The 14,718-nt window shown below is 57.0% G+C and carries 12 protein-coding genes, 2 pseudogenes and 1 other annotated feature; of the genes and pseudogenes, 7 read left to right on the top strand and 7 right to left on the bottom strand.

Annotated elements, in window-relative coordinates:
* The 4 genes and pseudogenes from B2W96_RS09865 to B2W96_RS09880 all read right to left on the bottom strand — a co-directional run.
* Nucleotides 1-496, bottom strand: a pseudogene (locus B2W96_RS09865) (stage V sporulation protein AD); the annotation flags it as partial.
* 191 nt (nt 497-687) lie between these two features.
* On the bottom strand, nt 688-1,431 hold the full coding sequence (locus B2W96_RS09870; RefSeq protein WP_293010123.1) for a DUF554 domain-containing protein: 744 nt from the start codon (nt 1,429-1,431) through the stop codon (nt 688-690).
* On the bottom strand, nt 1,425-2,162 hold the full coding sequence (locus B2W96_RS09875; RefSeq protein WP_293010124.1) for a tRNA threonylcarbamoyladenosine dehydratase: 738 nt from the start codon (nt 2,160-2,162) through the stop codon (nt 1,425-1,427). Before B2W96_RS09875 ends, B2W96_RS09870 begins: the two co-directional genes overlap by 7 nt.
* A gap of 83 nt (nt 2,163-2,245) precedes the next feature.
* Nucleotides 2,246-3,820 carry a peptidylprolyl isomerase gene (locus B2W96_RS09880; RefSeq protein ID WP_293010125.1) on the bottom strand — a complete coding sequence of 525 codons (1,575 nt, stop codon included), beginning with the start codon at nt 3,818-3,820 and terminating at the stop codon, nt 2,246-2,248.
* A 354-nt stretch (nt 3,821-4,174) separates the two neighbouring features.
* Between B2W96_RS09880 and B2W96_RS09885 the strand changes: the two genes are divergently transcribed.
* Nucleotides 4,175-4,693: a hypothetical protein gene (locus tag B2W96_RS09885; protein ID WP_293010126.1), complete on the top strand. Its 519-nt coding sequence runs from the start codon at nt 4,175-4,177 to the stop codon at nt 4,691-4,693.
* A gap of 124 nt (nt 4,694-4,817) precedes the next feature.
* Here B2W96_RS09885 and B2W96_RS09890 read toward each other — a convergent pair whose 3' ends face one another.
* Nucleotides 4,818-5,675 carry a chemotaxis protein CheW gene (locus tag B2W96_RS09890; RefSeq protein ID WP_293010127.1) on the bottom strand — a complete coding sequence of 286 codons (858 nt, stop codon included), beginning with the start codon at nt 5,673-5,675 and terminating at the stop codon, nt 4,818-4,820.
* Between the two features lie 244 nt (nt 5,676-5,919).
* Nucleotides 5,920-6,143 (top strand) — a binding site (T-box leader).
* Nucleotides 6,144-6,179: 36 nt separating this feature from the next.
* Between B2W96_RS09890 and B2W96_RS09895 the strand changes: the two genes are divergently transcribed.
* The 5 genes from B2W96_RS09895 to glyA all read left to right on the top strand — a co-directional run bounded on the left by B2W96_RS09895 (nt 6,180) and on the right by glyA (nt 13,116).
* On the top strand, nt 6,180-6,764 hold the full coding sequence (locus B2W96_RS09895; RefSeq protein WP_293010128.1) for a hypothetical protein: 585 nt from the start codon (nt 6,180-6,182) through the stop codon (nt 6,762-6,764).
* An 89-nt stretch (nt 6,765-6,853) separates the two neighbouring features.
* Nucleotides 6,854-9,496: a valine--tRNA ligase gene (locus B2W96_RS09900; RefSeq protein WP_293010129.1), complete on the top strand. Its 2,643-nt coding sequence runs from the start codon at nt 6,854-6,856 to the stop codon at nt 9,494-9,496.
* Between the two features lie 390 nt (nt 9,497-9,886).
* Entirely contained in the window at nt 9,887-11,098 is a 1,212-nt protein-coding gene (dinB, locus tag B2W96_RS09905; protein ID WP_293010134.1) for a DNA polymerase IV, read from the top strand.
* Nucleotides 11,095-11,685 (top strand): 5-formyltetrahydrofolate cyclo-ligase, encoded by a 591-nt coding sequence (locus B2W96_RS09910; RefSeq protein ID WP_293010130.1) that lies wholly within the window; start codon nt 11,095-11,097, stop codon nt 11,683-11,685. Before dinB ends, B2W96_RS09910 begins: the two co-directional genes overlap by 4 nt.
* Before the next feature lie 183 nt (nt 11,686-11,868).
* Complete coding sequence (gene glyA / locus B2W96_RS09915; RefSeq protein WP_293010131.1) at nt 11,869-13,116, top strand: serine hydroxymethyltransferase; 1,248 nt, start codon at nt 11,869-11,871, stop codon at nt 13,114-13,116.
* Nucleotides 13,117-13,226: 110 nt separating this feature from the next.
* On the opposite strand, the gene B2W96_RS09920 is transcribed toward glyA, so the two are convergent.
* Together B2W96_RS09920 and B2W96_RS11855 are read right to left on the bottom strand one after the other, a co-directional pair.
* Nucleotides 13,227-13,574: an arsenate reductase family protein gene (locus B2W96_RS09920; RefSeq protein ID WP_293010132.1), complete on the bottom strand. Its 348-nt coding sequence runs from the start codon at nt 13,572-13,574 to the stop codon at nt 13,227-13,229.
* 93 nt (nt 13,575-13,667) lie between these two features.
* Nucleotides 13,668-13,931 (bottom strand): annotated as a pseudogene (locus B2W96_RS11855) (GIY-YIG nuclease family protein); the annotation flags it as partial.
* A 178-nt stretch (nt 13,932-14,109) separates the two neighbouring features.
* Between B2W96_RS11855 and B2W96_RS09925 the strand changes: the two are divergent.
* Nucleotides 14,110-14,463, top strand: a complete 354-nt coding sequence (locus B2W96_RS09925; RefSeq protein WP_293010133.1) for a CoA-binding protein — start codon at nt 14,110-14,112, stop codon at nt 14,461-14,463.
* Nucleotides 14,464-14,718: the final 255 nt, after the last annotated feature.

A 14,718-nucleotide genomic window follows, 5' to 3' on the forward strand; every position in this document is an offset into this window, starting at 1 on the left:
TCCACTGGGCAGTGGGGGGCCTCTGATTTCCATAGGGAACCGGCATACGATACTGCCTCTCCGCCGTGCAGAAATGGGAGGAGGTGACGGCAGCGGCCCGCTCGGCAAAGCCGCCGTCGATGCTCATGGCCGCCATGGCCAGGGATTCCCCCATGGTGGAGCAGGCGCCGTACAGCCCGAAAAAGGGAATTTCAAACTCCCGCAGGCCATAGGAGGTGCCGATGCACTGATTTAAGAGATCGCCGGCAAAAATATAATCCAAATCGCCTGCGTGCAGCTTTGCCTTGTCCAGCGCCGTCTGCACCGTTTTTTGCTGCATGCGGGACTCTGCCTTTTCCCAGGTTTTTTCACCCAGGAACGAGTCCTCGCACAGCTCGTCGAAGCAGGCCGCCAGCGGACCCTGCTTTTCCAGCTTTCCGCCGGTGGCGGCAAAGGAGAGAATGGACGGGGGAGAGTCCAGCCGGACGGTCCGCCGTCCAACGCGTTTTTTGCTCATAAAAAAACACCGCCTTGTGATGATTTTCCATAGGTTGCCCCATTTGGAGAAAAATTATAGCAAGCACCTTTAAGAGCGAATTTTGTTGTGGAACGATGAAGTGCGACGGAGAAATGATGCGAAAAAAATGCAAAAAACCGTCGGGAGAAGCTCTCCCGACGGCAAAGCCGCGTGTTAAAGAATTGAGCGTATCAAAACAGGGCGGGAATAGTTTTGCTCAGCCAACAGATCAGAATCGGAAGAAGGCAGGCCGGAGTCATATTCATGACCTTGATTTTGGTGATGCCCAGCAGATTCAGCGACAGGGCGATAATCAGCAACGACCCCACGCAGGTCATCTCCGCCACAACCGCGTCCCCAAGCAAAGGGGAAATCAGGGCGGCCAGCGCGGCAATGCTTCCCTGAAAGAGAAACACTGTCACGGCGGAAAACGCCACGCCCACGCCCAAAGAAGAGGCAAAGATGACAGAGCTGATGCCGTCCAGCAGGGCTTTTGCAAACAGGGTGGAATGGTCGCCCGTCAGCCCGTCCTGCAACGCGCCCACAATCGACATGGCTCCCACGCAGAAGAGGAGGCTTGCTGTAACAAAGCCCTCCGACACAGAGGAGGTTCCGCCCGGAACCAGATGCTCCGTCTTTTTCTGCACCCAATCGCCCAGAGAGCACATCCGCCCATCCAGGTCCAGCAGTTCCCCAAGCAACGCGCCGAGGACCATGGAGAGAATGGCAATCAGCATATTCTGCCCCTTCAGAGACCCGCTTATGCCAATATAGAGCACGCACAGAGCCACGCTTTTCATAACCATGTCCTGAAGCCGCTGCCCCAGTGCACCGCCCTCAGCCACGGGCAGGAGTTTGGCAATTCGTGTCAGGCCCAGTCCGACCACAGAGCCAGCCAGAATGGCCAGCGTGTTGACTGTCGTTCCGATCAGCATACCAATCCCTCCGTTTCCTTCAGCAGGCTGCGCACCACGGCGCTCCCCAGCAGCAGTCCGGCGGTGGCCGGGACCCAGGGGTTGCTGGCGGGAACGCTGCGCCGCCCCGGGGGGGGCGCTTCCGTCTGCCGAACGGAGGGAGCCGGTTCTTCGGGGCTGAACACCACCGGAAGATGACGGATGCCCCGTTTTTTCAGCTCCCGGCGCATCACGCGGGCCAGAGGGCAGCCGGATGTTTTTGAAATGTCCTCAATTCGCAGCAGAGAGGGGTCAAGCTTGTTCCCGGTGCCCAGAGCCGCGATGAGAGGAATGTGCAGACGCAAAGCGGTTTCCGCCAAGTCCAGCTTGCAGGACACAAGGTCGATGGCGTCCGCGATGTAATCATACAGGCAGCCCTCGGGAAAAAACCGGTCCCGGTTTTCGGCGTTGTACAAGGCGTGGACAGGGTGAAGCTTCAGCGCGGGGTTGATATCCAGCAGGCGTTCGGCCATGGCCTCCGCCTTGGGACGGCCCACGGTGGAGTGAAGCGCTTCCAATTGGCGGTTCAGGTTGGTGAGGGAGACTGCGTCGCTGTCTACCAGCGTCAACTCGCCCACGCCGGAGCGGGCCAGACATTCCGCAGCATAGCTCCCCACCCCGCCAAGGCCCAGCAAAAGCACATGGGCGCGGGCAAGACGCGCCTGCCCATCCCGGCCCCAGAGCATTTCATTGCGCAGAAATTGATCTTTCATAGCATTTTCCTCTTATCTGTCTAAGCGTTCTTTTTTAGAAAAACACGGACCGGCTTTCGCCGGTCCGTGTTTCACGATGCAATTCAGCTCGCGGACACGTATTTGACGCCGCTGGCGGCTTCGCCAGTGTACCCGGCGATGACACCGTCGTACCATGTGCCAAAATCCTGATTCCGCAGGGCGCTGTCCGCCTGTACCTGCCAGTAGGGCAGGTTCTCGCCCACAAAGTACATGATGTGATAACCGTAATCGGTTTCCACCACGCCGGTGTCCCCGGCCTTGCGGCTGGAATCGAAGCACCAGTCGTTGAAGGTGGGCACCATCTGGCCCTGATAAACCTGCTCGTACAAGCCGCCATTGGCCTGAGAGCCGCCGTCAACGGAGTTTTCCTTGGCAAGCTCGGCAAAGGAGTCCTCGGTAGCCGCGCCCGCCTTCCACTGAGCCAGAAGGTCCTCGGCCTTTGCCTTGGCGTCTTCTTTCAGCTTGGCCTGCTCTTCGTCATATCCGTCCTCGCCCTGCGCGATCTTGCCGGCTTCGGGCTGGAGAAGGATGTGACGCACGTTTACGGTCTTATAGTCCTGACGATAACGCTTACCGAAAGACACCACATAATAGGCAGAGTTGTCCTCGTCGGCCAGAACGGCGGAGTCCCCGGCCTGACGGCCGCTGTCAAACAGCCAATCCATCAGCACGCCGGAGGAATAGGAACCGGCTTCGCCATTGGTATAGGACATCTTGTCGTTGTCCTTGGACAGATCAGACATGCTCTTTCCGGACTTGAAACCGGCGTACAGCTCGTCCGCGGACTGCTTGGCCGCTTTCAGCGCGGCGGCACTCTCCTCCTCGGTGGGATCCACACTGTTTCCGTCGGCATCCGTGGTGCCCTCGGCGGCGCCGCTGATGCGGACGCTCTGATAGTCCACCACGTCATAGGAGTTCCGGTTGGCGGCGTATTCGGCCTCCAGCTCTTCGTCCGTATAGGTCAAGCCATCGTTATGGCTCTTGGAAAAGTCGCTGGCCAGAATCACACGCTTCATCTCGGCCTCGTAAACACTGCGGCTCATGGTTGCGCCGTAAATCTTCCGGAGGTATTTGACAACACTCAGGTTGGAAGCGGTGGCAGTGGATTCAAGAGATTCGTTATTGGAGTCAAACTCTGCCTGCATGGCGTCGTTCCAGACGTAGCCCTCTTCCTCCGCCTTGTCGTTCAGCGCGTAGATGGCAGACATCTGGTCAATCGCCTGACCGACAAAATAATCAAACCAGGTCTGTGTCTCGTCGCCGGGATAGGGCTGAGAACGCAGGTCCTTGCTGGTGTCCAGCCCCATGTAGGAAATATACGCGCTGTTCTGCTGGACAAAGTTCTGATAGATATTTACGAAATAGTAGTTTAGCTGGGGTACCTTCACGTCTGCCAGCACGGTCTTTTCTGCGGAAGAAGAGCCGCTGGCGGCGGGGTCCTCCGCCGAGGTAAGCTGGGTATACAGCGTGGCGGCGGTGGCGTTTTTCTGGATGATATTGGATTTCCATACCAGTACGGCCACCACTAGAAGGGCGAACAGGATGGCAATGACGGCGTACATAATGTTGCTGCGCCGGGCCTCCTTCTGCTGCTGCGCCTCCCGCGCGGTTCTGGAATGATTATCGTTTGCGCTCATTTTCGTTTCAGTCCTCTCAAAATCTTAAGTGAAGATGCGGAGAATCCCGCGAATACACACCGACATATTATATAGGATAAATTGCGAAACTGCAAGCAAAATTTCACGGACGGGCTTAACGGGAAAATTGCCGTCTGTCGGATTTCTCCAGTATAGTCCACGGGGCTGAAAGGAACCTGAAAGAGCGTGCCGAAAGTCCGATCCATGGTTAGAGCGCAAATAGGGCAAAGGGTGGGAAACGATTTTTGTACAGAATGCGAGTGATGTGCTATACTGGATACAGGAAATCATTTCCTATATTTGAGGAACGAGCACAATATGCGTGAATTTTACAGAACAGGACGGAGGCATACCATGAAAAAAGAAGTAAGACTATATAACATGATATTCCCTATATGGCTGCTGTGGCTGTTTCCTATGACTTGGATTGTCGTGCTGCCCGCCAATTTCTTATTGGATTCAGCGGTGGTTCTCATCACAATGAAATGCTTAAAACTTACTGAAATCAAGCAAAAAACAAAATCCATTATTTTTAAGACATGGCTATTAGGGTTTGCAGCGGATTTTATCGGGACATTTTTTATGTTTTCAGCGAACCTGATTGACAACAGATTAAGCACTGAGACAGCGTTCGGCAAATGGTGGTATTACAACATAAACGCTGTGACCTATTCACCCTTCGATAACATTTACTCAATTTCATGGGCAACTATTTGTGTTGTAATTACTGCACTGTTCATTTATCAGTTTAACTATAAGCTGTGTTTTAAAAAGCTGGAAATCGAAGACGCCTTAAAAAAGAAACTGGCGCTTTCTCTGGCAATTTTTACGGCGCCGTATGTTTTCTTTTTGCCCACCTCATGGTTTTATTGAAGAACATGGGCAATTTGTCGGGGATTCCTCTCATTGGCGGCTTTCCGGGAATTTCAGAATCCCCCATAAGCGACACCGCCCTGCTGAACTTGAACTCAGCAGGGCGGTGTTTTTCAAAGCGTATTTATCCTGCGGACCCGGCGGCGCGCAGCGCGGCCACCTCGTCGCCCACCTGCAAAATATCGGGGAGACTGAGCTCCAGAATCAGCTCGTCCTGACCGGGGGCGCGGACCACACGCCGGATGTAGGGGGAACGGGTCATAAGCTGATTGTGCGCGCCCACAGTCTCCTCCTCCACCGTTTCCACCGACAGCACCTCGTCCATCATCAGGCCAAGGCTGGTCTCGCCGCTGAGCACCAGCACCATCTCGTGAAATTCCCGGATACGGAAAATCTCCTTGGCATCCTCCAGCACGCCGAGAACCTTAGGCATATAGTTGCCCCGGACCTCGGCCAGCGTAGCCTGCTTGCAGTTGTCCACGGCTTCTCGGTTCCCCGCCGCGTCGCACTGCTCCACCCGCTGGGCCGTTTCGTGGAGCCTGCGATGAGGGTCCTCCATCCGGGCCAGATGAGAGGAAAGCTCCATACTGTCGGTCTTAAAGCCGTCATACCATTTCCCAAGCTTGCACTTGTGTGGGTCTGTGGCCATAGAAAAGGGTTCACCGGTTTCAATGGAGCGCTCCAGCGCGGAAACCCAGTTAATGTGATCCTGCTTGCGCGCGTCCAGCATGGCGGTGAAGTCCTCAAATTCCTCCTGAAGGGATTGCAGCTTCAAAGCCGCCCGCAGATTGAACAGGGTGACGCTGCTGCCCCGGAGGGGAAAAATCCCGGAGATATAGGGCGGCGCGTCCGGCACGGGGGTGTATTTCGGAAGCTCCATAATGGTGGAGACATAGCGGCTGTCCGCGCAATACAGTCCTCCGTTCAGCCGGAACAGGATGGAGGGGCTTTGCACGCTGTCTTCCGCTTGATAAATGCTCATGGCAAAGAATTCCTTTCCTATAAATATAATGAAGGGCCGCGCTTAAAAAAATTACGGCGGAAAGCCCGCCCCAAAGCGGGCGCGGACGGCGCGACCCGGCCTGGTTACATTGTGGTCATTGTATCACAAAATCCGCACAATGCAAACACAAGAATCCCGCCGGGAAAAGATTTTCCGGCTTCCTGCACCCAATCTTGACAAAATGGGGCCACGCGGTTATACTAATCTGGATTTATAAAATAGGAAAGTTGCGATGAGGAAAAGCAGTACTCGCGGACGGATGCAAAGAGAGGGGACGGACGGTGCAAGTCCCCGTGAAGTCGGCGGAGAAGTCGTTTCGGAGCATTGACCTGAACAGGAAAGTAAGGCCAACGGGACCTCCCGTTACAGAGGCGGGCGCAAAGCGCCGGGAGAGTGCGGGAAATTCCCGAATTCAGGTGGTACCGCGGACTTTTGTTCGCCCTGAGCCGATAGGCTCGGGGCGATTTTTGTTTGGAGGGGCATATGGAGAGATTTGTATTCGACACAACCCAGGGCGCGGTGCTGGAGGCTGCGGAGGAAGCGGCGCTGATGGATTGGGTCCGGGTGCGGAGCAATGCGGCGCGGGCCAGCGTTCCGGTTGGGGTGATGGCAGTGTGCTTCACGGTATATTCTCTTGTGCAGAGGAACTGGGAAGCGGCGCTGTTCACAGTTTTGCTGGCGCTGATCATCATCGGCTTTTTCTGGCTTCCCATGCAGCGAGGCAGGCGGTTTCGGCAGGGAGTCCGGGAGGCGCGGGCCCGGTGGATGGATTTGACCGACGCGGTGCGGGCAAGGCCCATGCGCTTTGTGTTCGAGGGAGACGACTGCCGGATGCTGGACGGAAAGGGCGAAGAAATCCGCCTGTGGAAAAGCATCCGCATGGGTGAGGTTCGGGAGAGCGACCTGATTTTTTGGATCCCGGCGGAGGACACCTCCGTTCTGCTGCATAAAAGCACCCTGACCGAGGGGACGGAAGAGGCGTTTCGCGTGTGGCTGAAAAGTCGCAGCAAGCGCTATCGCGTTTACCGCGTAACGGAGCGCCTGCGTCGGAGGATGGAGCGTGTATAAAGCTTCGGGGACGTGAAAGTGCGTCCCACTGTTTGAGTAAGCCTGTATTTGTATAGAATTCAGATATCTGAGTATGAGGAGAGCAAGCCATGAAAAAAGAACTGCCGAAGGTATATGAGCCGCAGCAGGTGGAGTCCCGCATCTACGAGAGCTGGATGGAGGGCCGCTGCTTTACGGCGGAGCCGGACCCTGAAAAGGAGCCGTTTTCCATTGTGATGCCGCCCCCCAACGTGACGGGTCAGCTTCATATGGGCCACGCGCTGGACGCGACCCTTCAGGACATCCTGACCCGCTTCAAGCGGATGCAGGGATATTCCGCCCTATGGATTCCCGGCGTGGACCACGCGGGCATCGCCACCCAAATCAAGGTGGAAGAGGAGCTGCGGGAAAAAGAGGGCAAAACCCGGTATGACCTTGGCCGCGAGAAGTTTTTGGAGCGGGTCTGGGCCTGGAAGGAAAAATACGGCGACCGCATCGTTGAGCAGCAGAAGAAGATGGGCGTTTCCTGTGACTGGGACCGCTCCCGCTTCACCATGGACGAAACCTGCGCCCGCGCGGTGCGGGAGACCTTCTGCGACCTCTATGAAAAGGACATGATTTATAAGGGAAGCCGCATCATCAACTGGTGCCCCCACTGCACCACCGCTCTGTCCGACGCGGAGGTGGAGTATGTGGATAAGCCGGGCCACCTGTGGCACATCCGCTATCCTCTGGCGGATGGGTCCGGCGATCTGGTGGTGGCTACCACCCGGCCCGAAACCATGATGGGCGACACCGGCGTTGCGGTGAACCCGGAGGACGAGCGGTTCAAGCACCTGATTGGCAAGAACTGCATTCTGCCCATCATGAACCGGGAGATTCCCATTGTGGGGGACGAATACTGCGAAATCGGCTTCGGCACCGGCGCGGTGAAAATGACCCCCGCCCACGACCCCAATGACTTTGAGGTGGGTTTGCGGCACAATCTGGAGATTATCCGCTGCATCGCGGACGACGGCAGAATCAACGAAAACGGCGGCCCCTACAACGGAATGGACCGCTACGAGTGCCGCAAGGCCATTGTAAAGGACCTTGAAGAGCAGGGCTATTTGGTGAAGACCGAGGATTACAGCCATAACGTGGGCACCTGCTACCGCTGCCACAACGATGTGGAGCCGCTCATTTCCGCCCAGTGGTTCGTGAAGATGGAGCCGCTTGCGAAGGAGGCTCTGCGGGTGGTGCGGGACGGCGAGGTAAAGTTCGTCCCCGAGCGGTTTTCCAAGACCTATATCAACTGGATGGAAAACGTCCACGACTGGTGCATTTCCCGCCAGCTCTGGTGGGGCCATCAGATTCCCGCGTGGTACTGCGACGAGTGCGGCCACATCAACGTGGGGCGGACGGACCCGGAGAAGTGCGAACAGTGCGGCTGCACCCACCTGACCCGGGACCCGGACGTGCTGGACACTTGGTTCTCCTCCGCCCTGTGGCCCTTCTCCACCATGGGCTGGCCGGAGAAGACGGCGGATTTGAACTACTGGTATCCCACCTCCGTGATGGTCACGGGTTACGACATCATTTTCTTCTGGGTGGCCCGGATGATTTTCTCCGGCTGCGAGCAGATGAAGGAGATTCCCTTCCACACGGTTTTGATTCACGGTCTGGTCCGGGACGAAAAGGGCCGCAAGATGTCCAAGTCTTTGGGCAACGGCATCGACCCGCTGGAAATGGCCCAGGTCTACGGCGCGGACGCGTTGCGCTTTAACCTGATCACTGGCAACAGCCCCGGAAACGATACCCGGTTCTACACCGAAAAGTGCGAGGCCATGCGCAACTTCGCAAATAAAATCTGGAATGCGTCCCGCTTTGTCCAGATGAACCTGAGCATTGACCGCTGCGCCCTTCCTGCCAATCTGGAGCAGGAGGACAAATGGGTTCTCACCAAGCTGAACGGGCTGGTCAAGGAGGTCACGGAGAATCTGGACGCCTTTGAAATCGGCGTGGCTTCCGCCAAGGTGTACGACTTTATCTGGGATACCTATTGCGACTGGTATATCGAGCTGACCAAAACCCGCATGAACGGAGACGATGCCCAGAGCCGCCTTGCGGCGGAAAATGTGCTGTGCTACGTGCTGATTCAGGTGCTGAAGCTGTTGCACCCCTTCATGCCGTTCATCACGGAGGAAATCTGGCAGTCTCTGCCCCGGGAAACGGGAGAAGAGGGGAGCTTTATCATGACCTCCCACTGGCCCGTGTATGACGAGGCGCTGAACTTCCCCGCCGAGACGGAGGCCATGGAGGCGGTGATGGATACCATCCGGGCCATCCGCGCCCGCCGTTCGGAGATGAACGTGCCCCCCTCCAAAAAGACGGAGCTGGTTTTGAAGACCGACGAGCCGGAAATTTTCCGGGACGCGGTGCACTTCATTACCCGCATGGCCTATGCCGAGCGCGTGACGGTTTCCACCGCCGCACCGGAAACGCTGGACGGGCTGGTGAGCATCGTCACCCGCAAGGCCGTGGCCTATATTCCGCTGGCTGAATTGGTGGATGTCGCGGAGGAGCTGGCCCGCATTGCCCGGGAAAAGGAAAAGGCGGTCAATGGTTTGCGCATTACCGAGGGCAAGCTGAAAAATGAAAAGTTTGTGGCAAACGCACCCGAGGCCGTGGTCAATGTGGAGCGGGAGAAGATTGCCAAGTACAAGGAGTTGATTGTCCGGCTGGAGGAGTCCGAGCGGGCGATGAAGGGGTAAAAACAGTTAAAAAGCCCCGTGGCCGAACTTTTTGAGAGTTGATGCATCGCCTGTGGGCGATGCGATGCAGGGGCATGGGGAACTCGCTTCCCCATGCCCTTGCATTGTCGCCTTTTTCTCCGATCACATATGGGATGCACTTTGGCGGGAGACTATATTAGGTTAAATTTATCTGGGCGGGAGAGAGGTCGGAAGATGGCAAATTGTGCCCTGCCCGCTTTCGGAAACGTGTTGTCGCCAGAAGTCCGCAGAGGGAGTGTAGAGGCAACGGGGCAGGAAGAACCATGTGGCGAGTGCGGTAAGATTGGACTTGCAAACGCGAACATCTGTGCTACAATGAGAATAGAGGACCGCAGCCTTGCTTTGGCGCGGGGGAAGGGGGGCGGCGCCGTGGAGCGAGTGATTTTACACTGCGATATGAACAGCTTTTATGCCTCGGTGGAGCTGCTGTCCCGTCCGGAATTGCGGGACGCGCCGGTAGCAGTGTGCGGCGACCCCACCTCCCGGCGGGGCATTGTGCTGGCAAAGAACGAGGCGGCGAAAAAATTTGGGGTTGTCACGGCGGAAACCATCTGGCAGGCGCGGAAAAAGTGCCCCGGGCTGGTGCTGCTGCCGCCCCATCACCACTTGTATCGGGAATATTCCGAACGGGTCAACACCATTTACGAGGAGTACACCGATTTGGTGGAGCCTTTCAGCGTGGATGAAAGCTGGCTGGACGTGACCGGGTCCCTTCACCTGCTGGGCAGAGACGGGCGGGCCGTGGCGGACGGGATTCGCGCCAGAGTGGAAAAGGAGCTGGGACTGACGGTATCCGTAGGGGTGAGCTTCAACAAGGTATTTGCAAAGCTGGGCAGCGATTACAAAAAACCAAACGCAACAACGGTGATTTCCCCTCAAAACTGGAAGGACTTTGTGTGGCCTCTGCCGGTGGAGTCGCTGCTGTTCGTGGGAAAAACTGCGCAGGCCACTCTGGCGCAGTTTGGCGTGCGGACCATCGGGCAGTTGGCAGCCATGAATGTGAGCCAACTGGAAACGCTGATGGGGAAAATGGGCCGTCAGCTTCACGAGTATGCCAACGGGCAGGAGCATGAGCCGGTGCGGTCCCGGAGCGAGCTGGAGCCGCCAAAATCCGTTGGCAGCGGGTCCACATTTCAACGGGATTTGTCCTCCCGGAGGGAGGTGAGCGCGGCGCTGGCGCTGCTTTCCGACGAGGTGGCCATGCGGCTGCGCCGCTGTGGCATGTATGCCGGGGGCGTGGCGGTGACGCTGCGCACGCCGGATTTTCGGGACCGGTCCCGGCAAAAGCGCTTTTCCTCGCCCACTCATCTGATGCGGGAGCTGGCGGACGGAGCCATGGAACTGCTGGACACCTTCTGGAAGCCGCCCTCCCCCATCCGGATGCTCACCGTCACAGCCATCGCTCTGACGGAGGAGGCCGACGCCTATGAACAGACGGACCTGCTGGATACCGCCGCCCCCCGGCGGGAAAAGCAGGAGAAATTGGAATCTGCCATGGATAAAATTCGGGGGAAATACGGAATGGGTGCGGTGCGCTTCGGCGCGTCAAGTCCCGAAAAAAAGGAGGACACGCTGTCATGACGATTGCGGAAGAAAAACAGGGGCTGCGGCTGAAGGTCCGGGCGCAGGAGCGGGCGCTTTCCCCCCGCTACAAGGAGGAGTCCGACGCAGCGATTGCGGACCGCGTTCGCGCGCTGCCGGATTATCGGGAGGCCCACACGGTTTTCAGCTTTTTCGGCACCAAGCGAGAGATCAATACCCGCCCCATTCTGGAGGATGCACTGAAGGCGGTAAAGCGGCTGTGCCTGCCGCTTTGCACCGAGGTGCCGGGCATTATGGAGCTGCGGGTGGTAAACTCTCTGGACGATTTGGTTCCCGGCCCGTTCGGCATTTTGGAGCCGTCTAAAAGCTGCCCGATTCTGACGCCGGACGAGGTGGATTTTGCCGTTCTGCCGTGCCTGAGCTGCGGTCGGGCGGGCCGCCGACTGGGTCAGGGCGGCGGGTATTACGACCGCTTTTTAACTGCCTACCGGGGCAGCGCGGTGCTGCTGTGCCGGGAGGAGCTGCTCCACGAGGACATTCCCGTAGAGCCGCACGACATGCCGGTTCCATGGGTGGTGACGGAAAAGGGACTGTATGAGGACGGTGTTCCCGCGCGGCTTGAGTGAATTTTCGGATGCGGAGTCTGCGCCGTTTAATTCCAATTTAACTGGAAAATAGTTTTAAACCGTCTTCACAAATGAAATTGCGTGTGCTAAAATGTAAAATGGCCGGATATTACGGCAGGCCGTGTGAAAAATATGTTGACTAAAGCGTGTGGACAAATACACAATGATAAAGGAGACATTCAGATGGTGCACGAGACAATGGATTTTATTTCCAAGTTTGATCCCGAGGTTGGCGCTTCCATTAAAGAGGAGTTCGCCCGTGAGCGCCGGAACATTGAGCTGATTGCCAGCGAGAACGTGGTCAGCGAGGCGGTCATGGCGGCGATGGGCACCTGCCTGACCAATAAATACGCCGAGGGCTATCCCGGCCACCGGTATTACGGCGGCTGCTACGCCGTGGACGTGACGGAGGAGATTGCCCGCAAGCGTGCTTGCGAGCTGTTTGGCTGCAATTATGCCAATGTTCAGCCCCACTCCGGGGCCAACGCCAATCTGGCCGCGTTTTTCGCGCTGGTCAAGCCCGGCGACACCGTGATGGGCATGAATCTGGCCCACGGCGGACACCTGAGCCACGGCAGCCCCGTGAACATCTCCGGCAAATATTTTAATATCATCCCCTACGGTCTGGACGAGGAGACGGAGCAGATCGACTATGACGCGCTCATCAAGCTGGCCGAGGAGCACAAGCCCAAGCTGATTGTGGCGGGCGCTTCCGCCTATCCCCGGTCGATTGACTTCAAGAAGTTCCGCGAGGCCGCGGACGCTGCGGGCGCGTATCTGATGGTGGACATGGCCCACATTGCGGGTCTGGTGGCCGCGGGTGAGCATCCCTCTCCCGTGCCCTATGCCGATGTGATTACCTCTACCACCCATAAGACCCTGCGGGGCCCTCGGGGCGGCCTGATCCTGTGCAACGACGAGGACATCTACAAGAAGATTAACTCCGCCGTGTTCCCCGGCACCCAGGGCGGCCCTCTGGAGCACATCATTGCGGCAAAGGCCGTGAGCTTTGGCGAGGCGCTGCGTCCGGAGTTCAAGGCGTATCAGAAGCAGGTGGTGAAAAACGCAAAGGCACTGGCTGAGGGCCTCATTAAGGAGGGCTTCCGCCTTGTCTCCGGCGGAACGGACAATCACCTCATGCTGGTGGACGTGCGCAACTTCCACATTACCGGCAAGGAATTTGAGCATCGGCTGGACGAGGTGCAGATCACCGTCAATAAGAACGCCATCCCCAACGACCCGGAGAAGCCCTTTGTCACCTCCGGTATCCGCGTGGGGACCCCCGCTTCCACCTCCCGCGGCTTCAAGGAGCCGGAGATGGAGAAGATTGCCCATTGGATGGCTCTGACCGCCCGGGATTTCGAGGGCAGCGCCGAGCAGGTCCGTGCGGAGGTCAACGCCCTGTGCGAGGCGTTCCCCATCTATCAGTAAAACGGCGAGGGCTGATGCCTGAACCAAATGCGCCCCCGGCGGGACAACAGTCCCGCCGGGGGCGCGATTCATATTTGAAAAGGAAATGTATTGTTTGTTTTATGGGCGGCTCACAGCCGCTGGGTCCACTCCGGCTCCTTAAAGCCCACCAGAACGAAGTCGTTTCCCACCAGAATGGGGCGCTTAACCAGCATCCCGTCGGTGGCAAGAAGCCGGAATTGCTCGTCCTCTGTCATGGAGGGCAGCTTTTTGGAAAGCTCCAAAGCCTTGTATTGCAGACCGCTGGTGTTGAAAAAGCGTTTGAGAGGCAGGCCGCTTTTTGCGTGCCAAATGCGCAGCTCGTCCTCAGAGGGGTTCTCCGTTTTGATGTCCCGAAAGTCATAGGTGACGCCCCTCGTGTCCAGAAAGGTCCGCGCCTTTTGGCAAGTGGTGCATTTTGGATAGCAGACAAACAGCATAGCAAATTCTCCTTTGTCGGTGATGTGAAGTCTGGGGTATGGCGAAAGGTTCAGCGCTGCCGGTATTTGGCCGTGGACTAGATTCTCTTTCTCCTGTCTGGAGAGGGCTTTAATGCGGTATTCCAGCCGGGACGCCGCCGCTCTGCCGTCCGCTTCCCACGCAGCCGCAAAGCGGACGGGACGGCGGGCCGCAGTGTATTTCGCGCCGCCGGGAAGACTTCCCCCATGCTGGGCGAGGCGACGGGCAAGGTCAGTGGTGATGCCGGTATAAAGGCTGCCGTCCCCGCAGCGCAGAATGTAGGTGTAATAAGCCGTTCCTCTCGCCCCCTTGCAATTTTCCGTACCAGTATACCACAGCTTTCAAAAAATGCACAGCGCTTTGACAGATAGCAACTGCGAGCAAATTTTTCGCAAGGGAGCGGCCTGTTTAAAAATGTAGCAAAGAGCATTGCCGGGTGTGAAAATGTTTGCTATACTGCATTAAAAGCATTTAATGAAAAGAAACGGCGCAGAATAAAATAAAGAAGGTGTTTTTATGGAGTTACAGGAAATCATGCGCCAGCGCGTTTTCGCCGTGGTGGGCAACACGCTGGATTCCGAGAAATATGCCTATAAAATCAAGCAGGGGATGATCGAGAAGGGCTACACGGTTTATGCCGTGGGCAAGGAACTTCCCTCGCTGAACGACGTGCCGGAGGAAATCGACATCATCGATCTGTGCATTCATCCCGCAAAGGGACTGGAGCTGATGCGGGAATGCAAAAAGAGCTTCAAATGCATCGTGCTTCAGCCGGGGGCGGAAAGCGCGGAGCTGGTGGTTTATTTGGAGGAGAAGGGAATGCCTTATATCAACGGGTGTCTGCTGGTGGGCATGCGGCTATTTACCTGATTTCCGGTTTGCACTCTACCGGTCGATGTCCCTAAATGTTTGCATTTTTGATGGAACGGCTAAATTTCATTTTTCCGGAAACCCTATGCAGGGGTGATGAAATGGGATTAACTTATACCGATATGTATGCAAACATTGGACCCGACCCGCAGGCGGCGGCGTATTTTAACGACCTGCCTGAGGTGATTCAGGCGCAGATTCTGGCGAAGGACCCGCCGCCAAGCTCCTTGGACGCGCTGAAAAAGCTGGTCAAGG

The sequence above is a fragment of the Oscillibacter sp. UBA6647 genome (assembly GCA_002455655.1).
Lineage (GTDB): Bacteria > Bacillota > Clostridia > Oscillospirales > Oscillospiraceae > Oscillibacter.